The following is a 22485-nucleotide window of genomic DNA, read 5'->3' on the forward strand; positions in this document are numbered from 1 at the left end:
GCCCTCTTAAATATCTGAATTGCCTGCGGCGTCAAGAACGTTGATATATCTTGACGGAACGATAGTTGAGATAGCATGCTTATAAACTATGTTCTGCTTGCCCTCGCAATCGAGAACTACAACATAGCTGTCAAAGCCCTTTACAACGCCTTTGAACTGGTAGCCGTTCATAAGGATAAAAGTAGACGCTATCTTGTCTTTTCTGATCTGGTTGAGTATAACGTCCTGAAGATTAAGATTCTTATTCATAAATAACACTCCTAAAAATTTTTACAGCAATGTATTGCTTTTTTTACTATAAAATCTTTCAAACTATATTATATCACATAATTTCCGATTTGGCTATAATATTTTTGATATTTTCTATAATTTTTTGAAAACTATCAAATTTATCTGTTTCAACCCACTTAATTCCGTCAACTCGTCTAAACCAAGTAAGCTGTCTTTTGGCATAATGACGGCTTTCCTGTTTGATTTTGTCGAGGCATTCACAAAGCTCAGCTTTGCCTTCAAAATAAGGCACAAGCTCCTTATAGCCTATCGCCTGATAAGCTGTGGCAGGGGTAAAGCTGTCATAAAAAGCTCTGCACTCCTCTATAAGCCCGTTTTCCACCATTACATCAACACGGCGGTTTATACGGTCATAGAGATACTGTCTGTCGGAAGCTGTAAGACCGATAATGCAGGCGTTATATGGCGACTTCTCACGACGGCTGTTCACCTTATGCTGTGAAAGCGGTATACCTGTAGTTTCAAAGACTTCAAGTCCTCGTATGACCCTTGGCAGGTTGTTCTCATGGACTTTCTCCGCAGTTTCGGGATCGACCTCTCTGAGCCTTTCCCACAAAGCGTGACCGCCCAGCGTCTTGGCTTCCTCCTCAAGACGTTTTCTGACTGAGCCGTCCGTTTCGGTATCGTCAAAGATCACGTTGTTCACAAGTGAGCTTATATATAGTCCTGTTCCCCCGCAGAGAATAGGAACTTTGCCACGGCTGTGTATCTCTCTGATACGCTCACCTGCGAGCTTCACATAATCTGCCACGGAAAAAGCCTGCTCAGGCTCGAGAAAATCTATAAGATAATGTGGCACGCCCTGCATTTCCTCTTTGGTAGGCTTGGCAGTGGCGATACTCAAACCCTTATATATCTGCATAGAGTCTGCGGAAACTATCTCACCGTCATATATCTTTGCAAGCTCCACTGCGCAGGCGGTCTTTCCACTGGCGGTAGGCCCTGCAATGACAAGGAGAGGTATTTTATTTTCCATAGCTTTCGCCTCCTGCATTTTTTATAGAACTCGTCTGAACTGCTTTTCGATATCTCTTTTGGTGAGGGTTATCATAACAGGTCTGCCATGAGGGCAATATCTGATATTTTCCTGACCATAAACGGCGTTCACGAGCGCCTGCAATTCTATTCCGCTGTTGGTATCGTTCGCCTTTATTGCCGCTTTGCAGGCGATAGAATGGTAGAGGTCGTCAAAAAGCTCTATTTGCGGATTGAGTTTATTCTCGATAAAATTCTTTGCAAGGTCGCTGATTATATCCGCAGGGTTATCGTCACCAAGAATGATAGGCACGCCCTTTACTGCAACAGTTGGCGCAACGTCAGGCTCTATCTCAAAGCCAAGCTGTGACACCTTATCGAGGTTTGCGGTGAGAGCGTCATACTCGTCATAGGAAAGCAACACCATGATAGGCTCTAGGAACATTTGCGTTTCAAGCTGTTCGGCATCGCTTTTTATCCTCTCGAAAATATATCTCTCATGGGCGGCATGCTTATCCATAAGTATCATTTCGTCCCCCACCTGTGCCACCACATAGGTTTTGAAAAGCTCGCCCACCACAACAGGCTTTGGCTTTTCAGGCTCTTTCTCCTCCACGATAACGGAAACAGGCTTTTTCTTTGTGAAGCTTTGAGCGTCGATAAACTTGAAAGCTTCTCCGCTCTGCTCCTCCGGCTCTTCGGGGAGAGGCATCTCACTTATCGCCTTGTTTATCTCCTCCACTGTCACTTTATGGGGTCTTGGCTCAGGGCCTGAAAGGACTGTTGCTGCTGTTTCTTTCTTTGCAGGCTGTTCAAGGCTTGCAAGAAACATATCGTCACTGCCGCTGAGCTTTTCTTTCTCTTCCTCAGTTATGCTCCTGCTCTCGACTGTTCTAAGCGTTGGTGCGGGCTTTTGATAGCTGTACGAATTTTCGTACTTTTTCTCTGCCTGTGGTATCGGTGCAGGCGTTTCAGTCTTTTGAACGGCAGGCTTTTGACTATTATCCTCCATGGCGAATTTAAGCTGAACGCTGTTATCTTTTTTAGGTATATCAAAAAGCTCTCTGTCGGTGAAATTCCGTTTATTTTCAAGGTGCATCTCATTAGGTCTGTCATTCTTCATAAGGGAATTTTTCACCGCAAAGAACACAGCCTCGTGCATAAGCTTTTCATCTGAAAAACGCACTTCTATTTTAGTAGGGTGGACGTTCACATCTATGGTGTTCGGCGGGATATCTATATAAAGCACGCAAGCCGGGAATTTTCCCGTCATAAGAAGATTTCTGTAGGCTTCTTCAAGTGCCGCCGCACAAGCCCTTGATTTCACATATCTTTTGTTCACAAAGAAATTCTGAAAACGTCTGTTAGGCTTTGCAGACAGAGGCTTCACAGTGAAGCCTGTTATGTGCATACCCTGCCATGTATAGTCAACTTCAAGCATGGAGTTTGCAAAATCTCTGCCATAAACTGAATAAACTGCGGAATATATCTTGCCGTCCCCTGCTGTCAATATCTCAACTTTATTATCCCTGATGAACTTGAATGATATCTCAGGGTGTGAAAGGGTAAGCTTTGTAACAAGGTCTGCGGCAAAATTGCCCTCTGAAACGTCCTTTTTCAGAAACTTCAGTCTTGCAGGAACATTATAGAAAATATCCCTGACAACGAAAGTTGTGCCGTCAGGACAGCCGCACTCCTCACAGGTCTTTTCCACTGCGCCCTCGATAACATAATGCGTGCCATAATCCTCCTCAGGACGTTTCGTAAGCACGTCCACTTTTGATACAGCGCAGATAGAAGCCAGTGCTTCACCTCTGAAGCCAAGGGTCATAATGCTGTCAAGGTCATTTTTTACTGATATCTTACTTGTTGCATGACGAAGAAAGGCTATAGGCAGATCTTCTTTTGAGATACCCTTGCCGTTATCCGTCACTCTTATATAGGTGCGGCCACCGTTTTTTATCTCAACTGTTATGACGTTCGCACCTGCGTCTATTGCGTTTTCAAGAAGCTCCTTTATTATTGAAGCAGGTCTGTCTATTACCTCGCCTGCCGCAATAAGCTCGGAAACTTCCTTGCTCAGAACTTTTATTTCTGACATTTTTCTATCCTTTTCTATGGCTCTTTCCAAAAGCCGCCTGTATGAAAATTATCCTTATTGAACAGTTTTTTACAGCTGTCGCCTACACATATCTCAGCAAGTCTTTCACAAAATCTCTAAGCTCGCTGTCGGTCATTTCGTCTATGTTGGTTTTTCTAAGCCTGTCGGTAACGATGCTGTCGCTTATTTTGTCAAAGGATATCTGGTCGCTTTCTATCTGCTGAGCGGCAAGTCTTGCCTTTTTGTTTTCCGCTTCAAGCTGTTCGAGAAGCTCTTTGGCTCTGTTTATTATTTTGTTTGGCAGACCCGCAAGCTTTGCAACTTCTATGCCGTAGCTTTCGTCAACTCCGCCCGGAACTATCTTTCTAAGGAACTTGATACTATCCCCCTGACGCTTTACTGCAACAGAGAAATTTCTCACGCCCTCAAGCTCTTTTTCAAGGCTTATAAGCTCGTGATAATGTGTTGCAAACAGGGTCTTGCAGCCCATTGATCTGTTGGTGGAGATATACTCCGATACTGCCCTTGCAATGGAGATTCCGTCAAAGGTTGAAGTACCTCTGCCCACCTCGTCGAGGATGACAAGGCTGTTCTTGGTGGCGTGCTTTACGATATCTGCAACCTCGCTCATTTCCACCATGAAGGTAGACTGACCTGCGGTGAGGTCATCAGAAGCGCCTATTCTTGTGAAAATCTGGTCAACTACTGATATCTTTGCATAGTCAGCAGGTACAAAACAGCCTATCTGCGCCATAAGGGTGATAAGAGCAACCTGACGCATATAAGTTGATTTACCTGACATATTCGGACCTGTTATGACAGCCATTCTGTTGCTTGTAAGGTCAAGATAGGTGTCGTTAGGCACGAACACCTCGTCCTTCTGCATAAGCTCAACAACGGGGTGTCTGCCGTTTTTGATATCAATAATGCCGTCAATGGCTATCTCAGGCTTTGTATAGTTATTGTTCACCGCCGCAGTTGCAAACGAGCAAAGCACGTCTATCTGCGCCACTGCTGTGGCAGTTTCCTGCACAAGTCTAAGCTGTGTGGCTGCAAAATCTCTTATCTCCGCAAATATTTCCTGCTCAAGAGTTGCTATCTTATCGCTTGCACCGAGGATAGTGTTCTCTGCGACTTTAAGCTCGTCCGTGATAAAACGCTCGCAGTTGGCAAGGGTCTGTTTTCTTATATAGTTGTCAGGCACAAGGTCATAATAAGACTTTGTTACCTCAATATAATATCCGAAAACTCGGTTATAGCCTATTTTCAGATTTTTTATGCCTGTTTTTTCTCTTTCACGCTCTGCGATATCCTCGATTATGCCCTTGCCTCCTGAGATTATATTTCTCAGTCCGTCAAGCTGTTCGTTGAAGCCGTCTTTGATAACGTTGCCATCCTTGACATTAACAGGCGGTTCGTCAACAATGGCGTTCTCAACAAGGTTTGAGATAGCTTCAAGGGTGGATATTTTATTGTTGCAGTTTGCAAGAAGCTTTGAATCAAAACCTTTGAGAAGCTCCTTTATCTCAGGGAGTTTAAGTGCTGTCAGTGACAGTGATTTAAGATCTCTAGGAGTAGCGGTCTTATACATTACCCTTGTCATGAGTCTTTCAAGGTCATATACTCCTCCCAGTATCTCTTTTAGCTCTCCAAGTTCAACAGGCTTCATTGTGAGCTGTTCAACAGCGTCAAGTCTGTCGATTATCTTTGCAGGATTGACAAGGGGCTGTTCAAGAAACGATTTGAGCATACGCTTGCCCATTGAAGTTTTGGTATGGTCAAGCACCCACAGGAGCGAGCCTTTTTTCTCTTTATTTCTGAGAGTTTCTGTAAGCTCCAGATTTCTTCTTGCAGTGAAGCCGATAGTCATGATAGGGTCGGCGTCATGCTTTATTATCTCGGAAAATCTGCCCACCAATGCTTTCTGTGTATCATGTATGTATGCAAAAAGTCCGCACACTGCAAATGCTGCAACTGTGTCAGGCTTAACGCCTATAGATTCAAGGCTGTTTGTGGAAAACTGTTTCAGCACCTCTTCTGTATGTATCTCAGGGGAAAAATCGTTCTCCTCCAAGAGCTGAATGCTGGTCTTGAGCTTTTCTCTTATGAAGCTTGAAAGCTCTTTATTTGAAAGAAAAGCGTCATTTATAAGGATCTCCGCAGGGGAAAATCTCGACAGCTCATTTATAGCAGAGCTTGTCATTTCCTTGCCCTCAAACTCAAACAGATGCACCTCGCCTGTGGAAATATCCGCAAGGCACAATGCGCTTTCCTTGGCTCTCATATAAAATGCACAGATATAGTTGTTGGACGTTTCATCAAGCATACTGCTTTCGATAAGCGTACCTGGGGTGACTACTCTTATGACCTCTCTCGGCACTATGCCCTTGCACATGGCAGGATCCATGGTCTGCTCGCAGATAGCCACGTTGTAGCCTTTTTCAATAAGCTTTTTCAGATAAACGTCACAGGCATGGTGAGGCACACCGCACATAGGCGCTCTTTCTTCAAGTCCGCAGTCACGGCCTGTCAAAGTAAGTTCAAGTTCTCTTGACGCAATGATAGCGTCATCAAAGAACATTTCATAAAAATCTCCCAGTCTGTAGAACAGTATATGGTTTTTATATTTGTTCTTTACTTCAAAATACTGCTTCATCATTGGTGACAGCTTTGAAAAATCTATATCTTTGGTTTCCACTCAAACTCACTCCGTTTCATATATTTATCCACTCACATATCCCTATAGAAATTATCCGCCCCAGTCTGAAGTGGTCTTCAGATTCGGGCAGACGGGGGATAAGCTCCCCCTGACTGTTATTCGTTTTTGGATACCGTCTTAGTGACAGCCGCCGCATGATGCGCAGCTTCCTGAACAGCTATGAGGAGCTTCCTCCGGGCAAGTCATTGGGTCTTCGCCGTTTGCAGCCATTGAGATGATATAGTTTACTGAGCCGAGAAGCTTGTCCATAACTTCTTTAGCTTCGTTAAATGCGATCATCTTAGGCATAGCCATGATCTCGTCATAAAGCTCTCTGATCTGAGTGTCAAGTGCTGTCATCTTCTCGCCGTCCTTATCAGGCTTCTGCATCTCAACGCTGAGCTGTGAACGGAGCTGATTGAACTCGCCTATTTTGTTCTGTATCTCGACATCTGTATCATTGATAGAACAAGCCTCCATATAAGCCTTGTATCTCTCGTCTTCCTGAATAGCCTGTCCAAGCTTTCTTGTCATTTCAATTACATCCATGGTAATTCTCCTTTAAATATTATTCAGCTTTCGCTGTTATTTATCTTCAACAAGCTCGCCTCTCAAAGCCCAGTTCATTGCTTTTGTTATGCGAACCTGAATGAATTTACCGATATATTTTTTATCTGCTTTCACCTCGACGATCATATCCTCGTCGCTCTTGCCTGTGAGATAATCAGCGCCAGTTCTGCCCTCGCCTGTTGGCAGCACGGTGACAGTTCTTCCCACAAATCTTGAAAGCCACGCTGTTGACACCTCTCTCTGCTCCAAAAGCAGTTCTCTCAGCCACAGACCCTTCTGCTTATCTGAGATGTGATCCTCCATTTCGGCAGCCTTTGTGCCGCTTCGTCTTGAATACACAAAAGAATAGATATTATCGTACTTTACCTTTTTGATAAGCTCCTTAGTTTCGCAGAACTCCTCGTATGTTTCACTTGGGAAGCCAACGATAAGGTCTGTTGTGAATGAAAACTCAGGGTCTTTGCTTCTGGCATAGTCGATTATTTTCAGATAATCCGCCGTGGTATAGCGGCGATTCATAAGCTTTAGTATCCTGTCTGAGCCTGCCTGCACAGGAAGATGCAAATGCTTGCACACCTTTTTGCACTCAAGTATAGCGTCAATAAGCTCATGGCTTGCGTCCTTTGGGTGGCTTGACATAAATCTTATGCGGAAGTCCCCCTCTATCTTGTCAAGCTCTCTCAAAAGCTCAGGAAAACCATAACTGTATGAATTAACGTTCTGACCAAGCAGGGTTATCTCTTTGTAGCCGTTTTTCACAAGCGCTTTTACCTCTGCGATAACGGACTCAGGCTTTCTGCTGCGCTCTCTGCCCCTGACATAAGGCACTATGCAATAGGTGCAGAAATTGTTGCAGCCATACATGATAGGCACGAACGCTCTTATCTTATCGTCACGGAGTTGTAAGAAATCCTCGTTTATGTCAACATGATTTTCTGACAGATTGAAAATCCTGTCATGCTTTGATATTATCTCCCACAGCATATTATACATATCGTTGTAGGCAAATGTTCCGAAAACAAGATCCACCTGACGGTATGTCTTTTTTATCTTCTCGGCAACGTGTTTTTGCTGAGCCATACAGCCGCAGATACCTATAATAAGCTCGGAATTGTTTTCTTTGAGATGTTTAAGGTCGCCAAGCTTGCCGAACACCTTGTCCTCGGCATTTTCTCTTACAGCGCAGGTGTTATACAATATAAGCTGAGCCTCGTTCACATCGGACGTGAACTCATAGCCCACCTTTGAGAGCATACCTTTTATCTTCTCGCCGTCGCTGACGTTCTGCTGACAGCCGTATGAATGGATAAGGGCAAGCGGCTTGTGACCGCAAGTTCTTTCGTATTCACCAGACCATTGGAGCAGCTTCTGCGGAGCGGTTTCCTCATTTATTATTTCCGAAAAATTCTCAGTCATTGATATCCTCATTTCATTTCGTACATTCCCTTTAATTATAAATCTTTTCAGGCTTCTTGTCAAGCGTTTTGGGAGCGAAGAGCCAAACAGGTCGCTTTGCAAACAAAAAGGGGCAGAAAACTCCGCCCCCATAGATCACATATTATCCCTGAGCTTCGCCCTGACCCTCTGTATCATTTTCTTCCTTGCAGTGGGGTTCTTCAAGTCCTCTTGGGAAAAATTCTACTGTCGGGAATGCTATCTTTTCAAACATTTCGCATGGGCTGTCACTGTTTGTGGAACACTCCTTGCCAGGTACGCAGTAATCATATACAGGCACCATTATAGGCACAGGTCTTGACAACTGAATGATAGCGAAAAGTCCGATAGTGATAAGAACGTTCTTTTCCTCGCTTGGTGCAGGTTCTGCGACAAGCTTTGCGTCAAGACACATTGGCGCTGCTACGCTCACAGAAGCGCAAGGCATTGCCGCTGTGCAGCAGCAGCATGAGCAGCCGCTTGTAGGCGAGGTGGTGACGATCTGATCGGCTTCGCAGGTGGAAAATCTCTGTGTGCCGCCGTCGCTGCCGAAAAGAATAACTTTTTTTGTGAATGATGAGGTACCGTAAACTACTGTCGGAGCTGCGCCTGCCGCTGCATATGCTTCTATCTGCGCCCTGAATGTGTAAGTAACGTCAACTGCGTAAAAGCCGTGGTTGAATGCCACCGGAGATATTGCAAAGCTTACGTCTGTCACGTCGATACAAGTGCTTTTGATATACGCCGCAGCGTTTATCACGGTCTGGTCTGCCTGGCTGAATGTAAACGCAAGATCTTCCAGACAATCCTGTGACGAGCATGAATCAAACACACGCATTGCCTCGATACACATTGCTTCCTTGAAAGGTTTGCCGTTAAAATCGCTCATAGTAAGTCCTCCTATAAATCAAATCATGGAAGTTTTTTTACTTCGCTATATTCTATTCGGCAAAAGGCTTTTGTGTGCTTAAATTTCTGAAAATCCTCTCATAAAGCAAAAAAAAGCCCTGCGCATGAACGCAGAGCCTTTGGATACACATAATCAGGTGTTCTTGTCTACCTGATGAAATTTCTTAAGATTTCCTATTTTTTCGTTTCTCTCGTCAAGGACCTTTTCCACGTCAGACCACTCAAGTCCCTGATTTGCCGCAAGCACCATAACGTGATAGAGAAGATCGTTTATTTCGTTTTTCAGCTCGTCATTGTCACCGTTTTTAGCAGCGATAACTGTTTCTGTAGCCTCTTCGCCCACCTTTTTGCAAATCTTGTCTACGCCCTTGTCAAAAAGATAAGCTGTATAGCTGTTCTCCTGAGCCTTGCCTGCTTCATAGTCAGCTTTACGCTGTTTTATTACCTCGAAAATTTCCTGATAAACTGTCATTTTATTCTTCCTCCGTATTATATATCTCATTGAAAAAGCAGCTATATGAGCCTGTATGGCAGGCTGCACCTGTTTGCTTTACGTTAAGGAGCAGGGTATCGTTATCGCAGTCCGCATAGATAGAAACTACCTTTTGCAGATGACCGCTTGTTGCACCCTTGTTCCAATATTCCTGTCTTGATCTGCTCCAATACCATGTATAGCCTGTTTCAAGTGTTTTTTTCAGGCTCTCCTTATTCATATAAGCAAGCATAAGCACAGTTTTTGTATCCACATCAAATGCGATAGCAGGTGTAAGCTCGCTTTTTACAAAGTATTTATCCAGATCGTTTATATCAACTTTTATTGGGTTCATTTTTTGTCCTTTCTGTTGCCGTCTTGGTCGAAATTATCTTTGAGTGCTCGTTCTGTTGGTACTATCGTCCAGCACAAAACTACCACCTGTATCACTTCAGCTATGCACATTATCACAGTCGCCTTGCCGCTGCTCATAAAGAAATATGGAACACAGACCAATGCCGAAATTATCGTCATGACCGCTCCGACCTTTACCCACAGACGTCCGCAATAATTGTGGGCAAAATCCCACGTTTCCTGATTTTTCATTGACATAGCAGTACGATAGCCTACCAAGCCGTTGATATCTTTCGGTGTATGCTTATACATCAGATAGCCGCACAATATCATAAGCACCGGTATAAACAACGTAAATACGATATTGAAAACAAGCATTATGCTCACCTCACGATAATTCCCTTGCTCCTGCAATCGTCCTTTACCTGTCCAACTGTCAGCTCTTTGAAGTGGAAAAGGCTTGCCGCAAGAGCCGCCGAGCAGTCAGTTTCAAGAAAAGCTTCCGCAAAGTCAGAAAGCTTTCCTGCTCCGCCGCTTGCGATAACAGGTATCTTTACTGCACTGCACACAGCTTTCAGCATAGGCAGGTCAAAGCCGCCTCTTACGCCGTCTGTGTCGATAGAATTAAGACATATCTCACCTGCGCCGAGCTGTTCGCACTTTTTCACCCAGTCGATAAGATCCATTCGCATATCCACTCTGCCGCCGTTGATGTAGACCGTCCACTTGTTGTCGCCGACCTTCTTTGCGTCAACGCCAACGCAGATGCACTGACAGCCGAAAATATCTGCGCCGTCTTTTATAAGCTGAGGATTCTGCACTGCCTGAGAGTTCACAGACACCTTGTCTGCGCCTGCACGGAGAGTATCTCTTATATCGTCAACAGTTTTGATACCGCCTCCGACAGTGAGCGGTACAAATACCTTTTTTGCTGTTTCACGAACAACGTCCAGCATAACTCCTCTGCCCTCGTGGGAGGCTGTTATGTCATAGAAAACTATCTCGTCTGCACCCTGCAAATTGTATTCATATGCACACTCAACAGGGTCGCCGACCTCTTTTATGCCCTCGAAATTTACGCCCTTTACTACCTTTCCGTCACGCACATCAAGGCATGGTATAATTCTTTTTGCAAGCATATTATTTTACCTCCTGTGACATTTTCGCAAAGTTTTCAAGTATTTTAAGACCGGTTTTTCCGCTCTTCTCAGGGTGGAACTGACAGCCGAAGATATATCTTCCGTCCGATACCACCGCAGGAACTTTTGAGCCGTATTCGCAGTAGGCATACAGATTTTTATTATCGCAGAAAGCCTTGTATGAGTGTACGAAATAAACATACTCGTCATCACCCAGACCGTCAAAAAGCGAGCAGTCATGATTATACACAAGCTTGTTCCAGCCCATGTGTGGGATAACAAGGTCAGGCTCGTTTATCTTGTCAACATAGCCGCCGATAAGGCCAAGACCTTTGCATTCCTCAAACTCATAGCTTTTCTCGAAAAGAAGCTGCATTCCAAGGCATATGCCAAGGAAAGGCTTTATTTTAGCCTGCTCCTTGATAGTGTCGATAAGACCGCTAAGACCGAGCATATTCATTGCCCATGGGAACGCTCCCACGCCGGGGAGTATAATTGCGTCGGCTTTTTCGATATCTTCTTTTTTGTCTGTGAGCTTGTTCTCAAAGCCAAGATAGTCCAGAGCGTTTTTTACAGAGAATATATTGCCTGCACCGTAGTCGATTATTGCTATCATTTAAAGCACTCCTTTGGTGGATAAAACTCCTGTTCCTGTTATTTTTACAGCGTCCTTCAAAGCGTGAGCCACTGCTTTGTACATTGCTTCTGCAATATGGTGGTCGTTCTTGCCGTACTCCTCACGGATATGCAGTGTTATACCTGAATTGAATGCAAAGGCTCTGAAAAATTCTTCTGTCAGGCAGGTGTCATACTGACCTATCCTGTCGTCATGGAACTCAGCATTGAACGCAAGAAAAGGTCTGCCGCTTATATCCAAAGAGCAAAATGCCAGCGCTTCGTCCATTGGCACAAAAGCCGAGCCATATCTTGCAATGCCTGCTTTGTCGCCCAATGCTTCCGCAAAGGCTTTGCCCAAGCATATGCCAACGTCCTCAACTGTGTGGTGTCCGTCAACATAAAGGTCGCCTGTGCACTCAACGTCCATGTCTATTCCGCTGTGAACGCCAAGGGCTGTAAGCATATGGTCAAAGAAGCCTATGCCTGTGTTTACACTTACCTTGCCCTCACCGTCAAGCTTCACGAACACCTCTATATCAGTTTCCTTAGTTTTTCTTTTTATCTCCGCTGTACGCATTTTCATCACCTTTACCGCTTAAAATCTTACCTTTATTGCATTTGCGTGAGCCGTCAGACCCTCTTTTTCTGCAATAAGGACGATATCGTCCTTTGCTTCTCTGAGAGCGTCCTCAGTATAGTATGTAAAGCTTGAACGCTTCTCAAAACTGTTTACTGACAGCGGCGAGAAGAATCTAGCTGTGCCGCTTGTTGGAAGAACGTGGTTAGGGCCTGCATAGTAGTCGCCAAGTGGCTCTGAAGCATACTGACCAAGGAATATTGAACCTGCATTATCAAGTCTGCCAAGATACTCCATAGGGTTTTCAAAAAGCACTTCAAGGTGCTCAGGAGCAAATCTGTTTGCAAGGTCGCAAGCTTCGTCCTTTGTATTGCAGATAAGGATAGCACCGTAATTTTCAAGAGAGCTTTCGATTATCTCTTTTCTTGAAAGGCTCTGCACCTGTCTGTTTATCTCTTCGATAGTTCTGTCTGCAATGCTCTCGCTTGTTGTAACAAGGATAGCGGAAGCAAGCTTGTCATGCTCAGCCTGTGACATAAGGTCAGCGGCAATGAACTTAGGGTTAGCCTTTTCGTCAGCCATAACAAGTATCTCGCTCGGACCTGCCACCATGTCGATATCAACAACACCATAAAGAAGCTTCTTTGCTGTTGCAACATAGATGTTTCCAGGGCCTACTATCTTATCGACCTTTGGTATCTCCTCTGTGCCGTAGGCAAGGGCAGCGATAGCCTGTGCGCCGCCGCTCATGAACACTCTGTCAACTCCGCAAAGAGCAGCTGCCACAAGGATATCCTTGTTAGGTGTGCCGTCTTTAAGAGGTGGGGTCACCATGATTATTTCATTAACGCCTGCTATCTTTGCAGGAACTGCATTCATAAGTACGCTTGACGGATAAGCTGCTGTGCCGCCCGGAACATAAAGACCAACTCTGTTAAGTCCTCTTACCTTCTGACCGAGAATACAGCCGTTATCCTTAGCGCTTATAAAGCTCTGTGACTTCTGTCTTTGGTGAAAATCTGTGATGTTCGCAACTGCGTTGAGCATTGCGTCAACAAAGTCCTGATCTGCCTCTGTGAGAGCGTCATTTATAACATCTCTTGGAACTTCATAATACTCCGGGAGCTTGCCGTCAAACTTTTCTGTATAAGCCTTTACAGCGTTGTCGCCACCCTCTCTGACAGTTTCGATTATTTCATTAACAACGGCTGTGACCTTCTTATTTGTTTCGCCACTTCTCTTTTCAAGCTGCTTAAAAAACTCTACCTCGTCTTTGCCGTTGACAAAAATCTTCTTTATTTCAGCCATTTCAATACTGTCCTTTCCGTTTATATAAACTACTTGTCGATATTTTCTTCAACAAGCTTTACAAAATTCTCGATCTCCTGCTGGCGCATTTTCATGCTTACCATATTTACGATAAGCCTTGCAGAGATAGGGCAAACGTCCTCGATGACTTCAAGACCGTTTTCTTTAAGTGTCGTGCCTGTTTCAACGATATCAACGATACCGTCTGCAAGCTCAAGGAGCGGTGCAAGCTCCACTGAGCCTTCTATCTTGATGATGTCAACGTCCATTCCCTTTGATTCAAAAAATCTTCTTGTGATGTTAGGGTATTTTGTTGCAACTGTCTTGACATCAAATCCGCCGTAGAACTTTGAGCCTTTCTTTGTGGCAAGTGCAAATTTACATCTGCCGAAGCCGATATCAACAAGCTCAAAGAACTTGCCCTGCATTTCCATGATAGTGTCCTTGCCAACAACGCCCATATCGCACACGCCATGCTCAACGTATGTGATAACGTCGTTTGCCTTTGCAAGCACGACTTCAAGGTTTCCGTCAGGTACAGGAAGAATAAGCTTTCTTCCCTTTTCTCTTATTGCGGTACAGTCATAGCCTATCTTCTCTAAAAGACCGACTGTATCCTTTTCAAGTCTGCCCTTTGTAAGAGCTATCCTAAGGGGTCTGTTCATTTTAACTTATCCTCCAAACTTATATATCAAGCTCTGTTATCTCGCTGCCAACGACCACAAGCTTCTTTATTCCCTTTGACTTTGCGTAAGCCTTTGTTTCATCGAGGGTGTTGAAAAGCGAGTTTTCAACTGTCAGACCCTCTCTTACGAGCGTCTGAGCATATTCCATGGCTTCCACCACGTAGCCCTTTTCGCCAAACACAACTGCGTCAGGAGTTCTGAGCTTTGGTGCTCCGCCTAGCTTTTCGATATGTCTTGCAACAGAGTCAACGCTTATGCCGAAGCCCACCGCCGGGCAATCGTTGCCGAACTCTGCAAGCAGTCTGTCATATCTTCCGCCTTTAAGCACCGACTGACCGACCTCTGAAAGATAGCCCTTGAACACAATGCCTGTGTAGTAGTCTGCATGGCTCACGATGCCAAGGTCAACAGATATCTTGCCCTCATAGCCAAGGCTTGAAAGTCTGGTGTAGACCTCTTTAAGGTTATAAAGTATGCCTGTTATCTTATCGTCAGTATAAATATCAGCAGCCTTGTCAAACACCTCAACTCCACCAAAAAGTCTTGGGAGCTGTCTGAGCGCGTTAGTCACCTGATTGTCGCCCACCTCGTCAAGTATATCGTTAAGTGCAGGATAGTTCTTTGCAGAGATAAGAAGTCTTATCTCCTCTCTTACTGCGTCGTCAACGTCAAGCTGAGCCACAAGCTCCTTGAAATATCCGATATGACCTATCTCAAGTCTGAAATTCTCCTTATCAAAGCTTGAAAGGGCTTCAACAGCAGTGCATAGCACCTCGTAATCAGCTCTCTTGGAATTTTCTCCGCCGATAAGCTCGATACCTGCCTGAACTACCTCGTCTGAACGTCCTTTGAGCAGGGAGTTATTTTCAAAAATGCTCTGATTGTAGTATAGTCTAAGGGGAAGCTTTGCTCCCTTTAGTCTTGTGGAAGCAAGTCTTGCTATTGGTATCGTGGAATCAGGACGCATAACAATAAGTCTGCCCTTTGAGTCTGTAAGCTTATAAAGGCTCTCCTGCTGGAAGTTTCTCGAGCTTCCCATAAACAGATCATAAAACTCTATTCCCGGTGTTACCACCTCGCTGTAGCCAAAGCCCTCAAACAGCTTTGACAGCCTGTCCTCCACCATTCTTCGTGCCAGACAGCCCTCAAACAGCAGATCTCTCGTACCCTCAGGGGTTATAAGATCATATCTTTTCATACACTTTCCCTTCCTGTATATAAATTATAGATTGTACTTTTTAAGTTGACGTTTGAATAAATATCCGCATAAACACACATTTAAGTGAATTGTAGTGGGACGGCGTCCTCCACGTCCCGCTTTCTATGTTGTTATGTAACGCCTTCGCTTACTTTATCGTAGTAAAGTGATAGCATAGTATCAACACAAATAATTTTATCACACCCGCCCTTGTTTGTCAATAGTGTTACAAGGGCAAAGTATGAAATTGTGCATAGTAACTATCAGAACAACGATATCTGGTTAGATTTAGGCATATCGCCGAAAGCTCCGTTTTTCTCCAGAGTTTCGATAACAGATTTGGACACTCCGCTCTGCTGCTGGAACTCCTCTATAGAGATAAACTCACCGTTCTGCGCCTTTTCGTAAATACTTATCGCCGCAGACTCGCCCACTCCGTTAAGTGAACAGAACGGAAGCCTTATCTTGTCGTCCTCTATCTGATAGATAGTTGCGTGAGATTTTTTGATGTTTACAGGCAAAAAGTCATATCCACGGCTGAGCATTTCATTCACAAGCATGAGAATTTCAAGCACACCGCTGTCCTTGCCCGACACCTCGTCTTTTGGTTTATTCTTTATTTCTTCTATCTTGCTTCTGACGATATATTTTCCCTTGAGAGCGATCTCTGCATCAAAATCCTCGCCCTTGACCGTAAAATAAGTTGCATAGAATGCAAGCGGCTCATGAACCTTAAACCAACAAAGTCTTATAGCAGCCGTAACATACGCCGCCGCATGGGCTTTCGGGAACATATATTTTATCTTCAAACAGCTGTCGATATACCACTCAGGAACATCATGCTGACGCATATTCTCTTTCATTTCCTCTGTGAGCAGTTTCGGAGCTTTTCCCTTACGGGTTATCTCCATTATCTTAAATGACAGCTTTGGCTCAACGCCATGATAAAGCAGATATGTCATGATACTGTCACGAGTACCAATAACATTTGAAATATCGCAAGTGCCGTTTTTGATAAGCTCCTGTGCGTTGCCGAGCCATACGTCAGTGCCGTGTGAAAGTCCTGATATCTGCAAAAGGTCAGAGAAGTTTTTCGGCTGACAGTCAAGAAGCATTTGTCTTACGAACGGCGTACCCATTTCAGGTATACCGAGCGTTCCCGTCTGACACATTATATCCTCCTCCGTCACTCCAAGTGACTCAGGGGAAGTGAACAGCGAATATACCGCAGGGTCAGACATGGGGCAATCGAGGATATCTCGTCCGGTGAACATTTCCAGATACTTATACATTGTCGGGTTATCGTGACCAAGCTCGTCAAGCTTCAGGATAGTATCGTGGAGAGAATGGAAGTCGAAGTGGGTAGTTACCATGTCAGAGTCCACTTTTTCCGCAGGGTGCTGAACAGGTGTGAAGTCATAGACCTCATAGTCGCTTGGAATAACGACCATTCCACCCGGGTGCTGAGAGGTCGTTCTCTTTATGCCGCAGCAGCCAAGCTTAAGACGCTCTATCTCAGCCTTTGGAACTGTTTTTCCACGCTCGTCAAGATATTTCATAACATAGCCGAAAGCGGTCTTTTCCTGAATCATGCCGATAGTACCGGCTTTGAACACATGGTCCTCACCGAAAAGAACCTCCGTATATTTATGCGCCTTTGCCTGATAGTCACCTGAGAAGTTAAGGTCGATATCAGGGGCTTTATCGCCGTCAAAGCCAAGGAACGTTTCAAATGGGATATCGTGTCCGTCACGGTGCATATTCTCTCCGCACACAGGACAGTTTTTCGGTGGCAGGTCAAAGCCTGAGCCTACCGAGCCGTCTGTAATGAACTCGCTGTGGTGGCAGTTAAGACAGACATAGTGTGGCACAAGAGGATTTACCTCAGAGATACCCGACATAGAGGCAACGAAAGACGAACCTACCGAGCCTCTCGAACCTACCTGATAGCCATTCTCGTTAGAGTTGGCAACAAGCTTCTGAGATATCATGTAAAGCACTGCAAATCCGTGCTTGATAATGGAGTCAAGCTCTCTTTTAAGTCTTTTGAAAACAAGGTCTGGGATGTGTCCCTCAAAATATTTTGATACGTCAACGTCCTCGCCCTCAGGGACTTCTATGGTCTCAGGGTCACAGTCGCCGTAAATGGAGCAGCATTTCTTCCAGCATATATACTGAAGCTGATAAACCGAGCCTTCGATAAAAGGCGTATAAGTACCGTTCGGAAACGCTTTCAGGTCAGGGTCTACCATATCAGCCACGTTGTTTGTATTCGTTACAACGACCTCAAATGCCTTTTCCTCGCCAAGATAGCTCAGCTCGTCAAGCATTTGGTTTGTGGTCTTAAGGTACAAAGGAGGCTGAGTATCGGCGTCAGGGAAGCCCATTGAAGCCTGTATCACCGACCTGAACTGTGCGTCGGTCTTGTCCATAAAATGCACGTCGCCTGTTGCGCAGACGGGTATGCCCAAGTCCTCCCCAAGTTTTACAATAAAGCGGTTTATATCCTTTATATCCTCCGCTGTGTGTATCCTGTCATAAGGAGGCTTTTCGGTGGTGAGCATAAATTTGTTGTTTCCGTCAGGCTGTATCTCCAGATAGTCATAAAAGCTTGCTATCTGCTTGATCTCATCATAGTTTCTGCCCTCGAGATAAGCCTGAATGACCTCGCCACGCTCGCAGGCACTACCGAGGATAAGACCCTCACGATGTCTTACAAGCTCAGATTTTGGTATTCTCGGACGTCTTTTGAAATATTTAAGATTGGAGTCTGATATAAGCCTATACAGATTTTTCAGACCCGTGTTATTTCTTACGATAATAATTTGGTGATAAGTCGGCTTTGCAAGCACCTGATTTTCATTTGCAAGCAAGCTGTTGAGCATATCCACTGTTATAAGAATCAGAGGATACTGCTCCATGAGCATTTTCGACAGCCTTATGAATATCCCTGCAAGCACCTCTGCGTCATCACAGCCACGGTGGTGCTGAAAATCCCCAAGTCCGAAATGCTCCGCCACATAGTTGAGTTTATGCTTTTCAAGCTCCGGAAGCATTATCTGCGACATTGGCACAGTGTCTATAGAAGAATATTTTATCTCAATGCCCTGTCTTTTTGCACAGGCGGATATAAAGCCCGTATCGAACTGAGAATTGTGCGCCACAAGAACAGGGTCGTTGCCGATAAACTCCTTGAATTTAAGGAGAGCTTCCCTTTCGCTTGCACCGTCCTTTACCATATCGTCAGTGATGTGGGTGAGGTTTGAGATAAACTCAGGGATAGGTCTTTCAGGGTTTACGAAAATATCGAGCTTGTCCACAACTTCAAGATCTCTCAGCTTGACAGCGCCTATCTCGATGATCCTATCTTCATTAGGATTTGTACCCGTAGTTTCAAGGTCAAAGCAGATTATCTCGTCTGTAAGCTCACGCTTGTCCGTTCCACGGAATATCTTTTCGTCATTATTGACCTCATATGACTCTATGCCGTAAAGCACCTTGAAGTCACCGCCGCCCTTGCGTATGCCGATACAGGTATTTCCGGCGTCAGGATAGCCCTGAACAACACCATGGTCTGTTATGGCAAGTGCTTTGTGTCCCCACGAATAGGCTCTTTCCACAAGCTTGCCCGCAGGAGTGAGAGCGTCCATCATAGACATATTGGTATGGCAATGAAGCTCCACACGCTTATGCTCGCAGGTATCCTTTTCCTTTTCACGCTTTACCACCATAATGCTGTCAGGCTTGATGTTTATAGAGTGGTCGAAATCGTCCTCCTCTATCTCACCTGCCACAAGTATGGTCTTGCCTGCCTTAAGGTGTTCCAGCATTGCCTCAAGCACTGCCCTTTTCAAGCCTTTCATGTTTCTGAAATTCTTGTTTGAGCCTATGAACTTTATAGAGTTTGAGGAAGTATAGTCGGTAAAAATCAGGTGTGCTATAAGCATACCCGACTTTGTTTCCTTTGTTTCCACAGGTCCGAAAATATCGCCCCAGACCACCACACGTCCACGGTAATCCGCAGGGATATCTTTCATCTGCATCACCTGCTCGTTTCCTGATATTGGCGCACCCATAAGCACAAGAGCGTCATCGCACAGAAGCGAGAACCTTGTGAAGTCCACATTTGCAGTTCGGAAATCCACAGAAGCACCGCTTGCAGTATTAGTGGTAACAGCCGCCTTTTTCTCAGGCTGTGCAGGATCTATTTTCGGCACAGGGAGTGAGTTCAAAAACTCCTCCTGCTCACGCTGATGCTCTTCCATATCTGTTTCAAGCACGCCCGTGAGCTTTATATCCGCCCTTACGGAAAAAAGCTCCATGGTGAGCGCAGGAAAAGCCGTTTCTATGCCCGCCTTTTTCAGCAACGCTTCGCCTCCGTGTTTTATATCAACGGTAAAAATGCCGTTTTCATAAACAGCCTCAGCGTTGTCAAAAAAGCCGTTCACAAGAGGAAATCTGCTTTTAAGAAACTTGCAAAGCTCAGGAAAATACTCCGCACAAAGCATATCAGGGGTATATTTGAGCTGCAAAACAAACTTTCCTGCTCCGAGAGCCGCCCTCATTTTCATTTCAAATTCCACTGTGCTGTCAAAAGGCACCAGCTTGTCAAAAGCCGCCTGACAGGTAAAATTGCCGTTTTCTTCGTTATAGCCCAGCCTTAATATCCTGCCCTTTTCTATCACAGAGGGTATAAGCTCCTTATAGTTTTCAAAGAAGCTTTCAATGGTGTATGTATTCATTTATGGTATATCCTTTTAAAGTTTTTCTATTTCCGCCAGAAGCGCAGGCAAAGCCTCCTCCTCTGATACCTTTCTGAGCTTTTCACCGTGGCTGAATATCACCGCACAGCCGTCACCGCCTGCAATGCCTATATCAGCGTTGCCCGACTCGCCTATGCCGTTCACAACACAGCCCATAACGGCTATCTTGATATCCTTGTCTATATCCTTGGTGGCTTCCTCAACCTTTTTTGCAAGACCTATAAGGTCTATCCTAGTTCTTCCGCAGGTAGGGCAGGAAACTATCCTTACTCCGCCACTTTTGCCGATAGCCTTTAAAATATCCTTTGCGGCATATATCTCTTTTACAGGCTCGTCGGTAAGTGAAACTCTTATAGTTTCGCCTATGCCGTCGCACAGAAGCGAACCTATACCGATAGATGATTTTATAAGACCCATTCTCTCGGTGCCAGCTTCAGTTACTCCAAGGTGCAGAGGATAGTTACAGGTCTGTGCACACAGTCTGTATGCCTTTATCATGGTCGGCACGTCTGATGACTTTATAGAGATAACTATATCCTCAAAGTCGCACTGCTCCAAAATTCTCACATGACCCATTGCGCTTTCCACAAGGGCTTCAGCAGTTGGCGAACCGTATTTCGCAAGCAACTCCTTTTCCAGAGAGCCGCCGTTCACGCCTATCCTGATAGGGATATTTCTTTCACGGCAGGCTTTAACCACCGCTTTCACCCTATCCATAGAGCCGATATTGCCAGGGTTAATCCTTATCTTATCGATACCAGCTTCCGCCGCCGCAATGGCAAGACGATAGTCAAAGTGGATATCCGCCACAAGAGGGATAGAGATCTTCTCTTTGATAGCTGGGATAAGCTTAACGGCTTCCATGTTTGGTATAGCCGCTCTTACTATTTCACAGCCAGCCTTTTCAAGCTCCACAGCCTGCTTAACAGAGCCTTCTATGTCCGTAGACGGCACATTGAGCATGGATTGGATATATATCTTTTTGCCGTCAAGGACAAGTCCTCCCACCTTGACAGGTCTTACGTTTCTCTTATTTTCACCTGACATAAACAGTTCCTCCTTTAAACAAGCTTGATGATATCGCTCACTGTCACCACTACCATAAGAAGCAACAGAGCCGCCATACCGATAGCGTGTACCATTCCCTCATGCTCAGGCTTGACAGGCTTACGGCGTACCGCTTCGATAATGAGGAACAGCAGTCTTCCGCCGTCAAGTGCAGGCAATGGCAAGAGATTGAAAATGCCGATATTTATGGTCATGAACGCACCTAGCGACAACATTGTGTCAATAAGTGACGACCAATCTATCTTGCCTGACTGGCTGTCCCTTTCGCTGTCGATAACATTGTCGATAGTGTCAACGATACCCACAGGACCGCTGAGGTCTTTTATGGAATACTTTCCCCTTATAAGGTCGGCAAAGGAGATATAGATAAGTCTGCCGTCAGTACAGCCCTGCTTAAAAGACTGAGTAATCACAGAGCCGACGGTCACAGCTTTTGGTGCGACCTTGAAATCGATGTGCATGGTATTATCGTCCGTTGCAAAGGTGACATCTTTAAGCTCCACCTTTTTTCCGTCACGCTTCACCACCATATCGAACTTGCCGTCCTCATCGTTGCCAAACTGATAGGACATATCCATAGTAGTGAAAATTCTCATGCCGTTGACCTCGATTATCTCGTCACCCACCTGCAAGCCGGTCGATTGGGACATAGCGTTATCCTCAAACCACGATATAGTGGTGGTTGCGATGCCGTCAGACCTTGCGGTGCTGATACAAAGGATAATATATCCAAGCACAAGATTCATTATAACGCCTGCCACCACGATAAGCATTCTTTTTGGCAGGCTTTTATTACAAAACGCACCGCCGTCCTCGCTTCCGTTATCCTCGCCCTCCATGGCACAATAGCCGCCTATGGGAAACACACGCCAAGCGTAAAGGGTATCGCCCTTTTTCTTTTTGAGAATGGCAGGCCCCATGCCGATAGCGAACTCGTTGACCTTTACTCCGCTGGCTTTCGCCGCAATAAAGTGACCAAGCTCGTGTATTATTATGATAGCTTCAAAGATCAATATTGCAAATAGTATACTCATTTTTTTACCTCGCATGAACACTCTGTGCGTTTGGTTTACTGATGTTGTGGTAATTTATCTCCTGTAGGGGAGCGGCGCAATTTCTGCTTTGCATAAATCCGACGTCCCGACCCGTCCAACATTTCGTCTACAATCTCATTTGTGTTATCCACATAATGTTTTCTACATAAGCTCTGGATAATTCAAACCTCGCTCCTCCGAGCGGGCTGTCGCATTTCTGTGAGCTTGCGAACAGAAATTTCGCCAAGCCCCTACAAATATTCGGGATAGTTTATCTTGCCGCAAAATCG

At 45.1% G+C, this 22485-nt stretch carries 19 protein-coding genes; all 19 read right to left on the reverse strand.

Annotation, left to right across the window (positions count from 1 at the left end; all coding sequences use genetic code 11):
• Positions 1 to 6: 6 nt before the first annotated feature.
• Positions 7 to 249 (reverse strand): RNA chaperone Hfq, encoded by a 243-nt coding sequence (hfq, locus tag DW015_RS01500; RefSeq protein ID WP_022287370.1) that lies wholly within the window; start codon positions 247 to 249, stop codon positions 7 to 9.
• A 73-nt stretch (positions 250 to 322) separates the two neighbouring features.
• Positions 323 to 1267, reverse strand: a complete 945-nt coding sequence (gene miaA / locus DW015_RS01505; protein WP_117903699.1) for a tRNA (adenosine(37)-N6)-dimethylallyltransferase MiaA — start codon at positions 1265 to 1267, stop codon at positions 323 to 325.
• Positions 1268 to 1288: 21 nt separating this feature from the next.
• Positions 1289 to 3367 (reverse strand): DNA mismatch repair endonuclease MutL, encoded by a 2079-nt coding sequence (gene mutL / locus DW015_RS01510; protein WP_117903897.1) that lies wholly within the window; start codon positions 3365 to 3367, stop codon positions 1289 to 1291.
• Between the two features lie 82 nt (positions 3368 to 3449).
• A complete protein-coding gene (gene mutS, locus DW015_RS01515) occupies positions 3450 to 6065 on the reverse strand; it encodes a DNA mismatch repair protein MutS (RefSeq protein ID WP_117903701.1) in 2616 nt (871 codons plus the stop codon).
• A gap of 138 nt (positions 6066 to 6203) precedes the next feature.
• Positions 6204 to 6614: a YlbF family regulator gene (locus DW015_RS01520; protein ID WP_022287374.1), complete on the reverse strand. Its 411-nt coding sequence runs from the start codon at positions 6612 to 6614 to the stop codon at positions 6204 to 6206.
• A gap of 36 nt (positions 6615 to 6650) precedes the next feature.
• Positions 6651 to 8051: a tRNA (N6-isopentenyl adenosine(37)-C2)-methylthiotransferase MiaB gene (miaB, locus tag DW015_RS01525; protein WP_117903703.1), complete on the reverse strand. Its 1401-nt coding sequence runs from the start codon at positions 8049 to 8051 to the stop codon at positions 6651 to 6653.
• Positions 8052 to 8193: 142 nt separating this feature from the next.
• A complete protein-coding gene (locus DW015_RS01530; RefSeq protein WP_117903705.1) occupies positions 8194 to 8958 on the reverse strand; it encodes a hypothetical protein in 765 nt (254 codons plus the stop codon).
• 153 nt (positions 8959 to 9111) lie between these two features.
• Positions 9112 to 9450, reverse strand: a complete 339-nt coding sequence (gene hisE / locus DW015_RS01535) for a phosphoribosyl-ATP diphosphatase (protein WP_022287377.1) — start codon at positions 9448 to 9450, stop codon at positions 9112 to 9114.
• Between the two features lies 1 nt (position 9451).
• On the reverse strand, positions 9452 to 9805 hold the full coding sequence (gene hisI, locus DW015_RS01540) for a phosphoribosyl-AMP cyclohydrolase (protein WP_117863226.1): 354 nt from the start codon (positions 9803 to 9805) through the stop codon (positions 9452 to 9454).
• Positions 9802 to 10182, reverse strand: coding sequence for an SdpI family protein (locus DW015_RS01545; protein WP_117903707.1), 381 nt, complete (start codon positions 10180 to 10182; stop codon positions 9802 to 9804). Before DW015_RS01545 ends, hisI begins: the two co-directional genes overlap by 4 nt.
• A 5-nt stretch (positions 10183 to 10187) precedes the next feature.
• The gene (hisF, locus tag DW015_RS01550; protein WP_117903709.1) at positions 10188 to 10943 is read right to left on the reverse strand and encodes an imidazole glycerol phosphate synthase subunit HisF; all 756 of its coding nucleotides are present in this window, start codon (positions 10941 to 10943) and stop codon (positions 10188 to 10190) included.
• Position 10944: 1 nt separating this feature from the next.
• Entirely contained in the window at positions 10945 to 11559 is a 615-nt protein-coding gene (hisH, locus tag DW015_RS01555; RefSeq protein ID WP_117856589.1) for an imidazole glycerol phosphate synthase subunit HisH, read from the reverse strand.
• Entirely contained in the window at positions 11560 to 12138 is a 579-nt protein-coding gene (hisB, locus tag DW015_RS01560) for an imidazoleglycerol-phosphate dehydratase HisB (RefSeq protein ID WP_022287382.1), read from the reverse strand.
• 18 nt (positions 12139 to 12156) lie between these two features.
• Positions 12157 to 13446, reverse strand: a complete 1290-nt coding sequence (gene hisD, locus DW015_RS01565) for a histidinol dehydrogenase (RefSeq protein ID WP_117903711.1) — start codon at positions 13444 to 13446, stop codon at positions 12157 to 12159.
• Positions 13447 to 13475: 29 nt separating this feature from the next.
• The gene (gene hisG / locus DW015_RS01570; protein WP_117856590.1) at positions 13476 to 14111 is read right to left on the reverse strand and encodes an ATP phosphoribosyltransferase; all 636 of its coding nucleotides are present in this window, start codon (positions 14109 to 14111) and stop codon (positions 13476 to 13478) included.
• A 19-nt stretch (positions 14112 to 14130) separates the two neighbouring features.
• Complete coding sequence (hisZ, locus tag DW015_RS01575; RefSeq protein ID WP_041337170.1) at positions 14131 to 15330, reverse strand: ATP phosphoribosyltransferase regulatory subunit; 1200 nt, start codon at positions 15328 to 15330, stop codon at positions 14131 to 14133.
• A 263-nt stretch (positions 15331 to 15593) separates the two neighbouring features.
• On the reverse strand, positions 15594 to 20072 hold the full coding sequence (locus tag DW015_RS01580; protein ID WP_117903713.1) for a PolC-type DNA polymerase III: 4479 nt from the start codon (positions 20070 to 20072) through the stop codon (positions 15594 to 15596).
• Positions 20073 to 20087: 15 nt separating this feature from the next.
• The gene (gene ispG / locus DW015_RS01585) at positions 20088 to 21140 is read right to left on the reverse strand and encodes a flavodoxin-dependent (E)-4-hydroxy-3-methylbut-2-enyl-diphosphate synthase (RefSeq protein ID WP_022287387.1); all 1053 of its coding nucleotides are present in this window, start codon (positions 21138 to 21140) and stop codon (positions 20088 to 20090) included.
• Between the two features lie 14 nt (positions 21141 to 21154).
• Positions 21155 to 22195: a M50 family metallopeptidase gene (locus DW015_RS01590; RefSeq protein WP_117876415.1), complete on the reverse strand. Its 1041-nt coding sequence runs from the start codon at positions 22193 to 22195 to the stop codon at positions 21155 to 21157.
• Positions 22196 to 22485: the final 290 nt, after the last annotated feature.

Source organism: Ruminococcus sp. AF37-20 (genome assembly GCF_003460465.1).
Taxonomy (GTDB): domain Bacteria; phylum Bacillota; class Clostridia; order Oscillospirales; family Ruminococcaceae; genus Hominimerdicola; species Hominimerdicola aceti.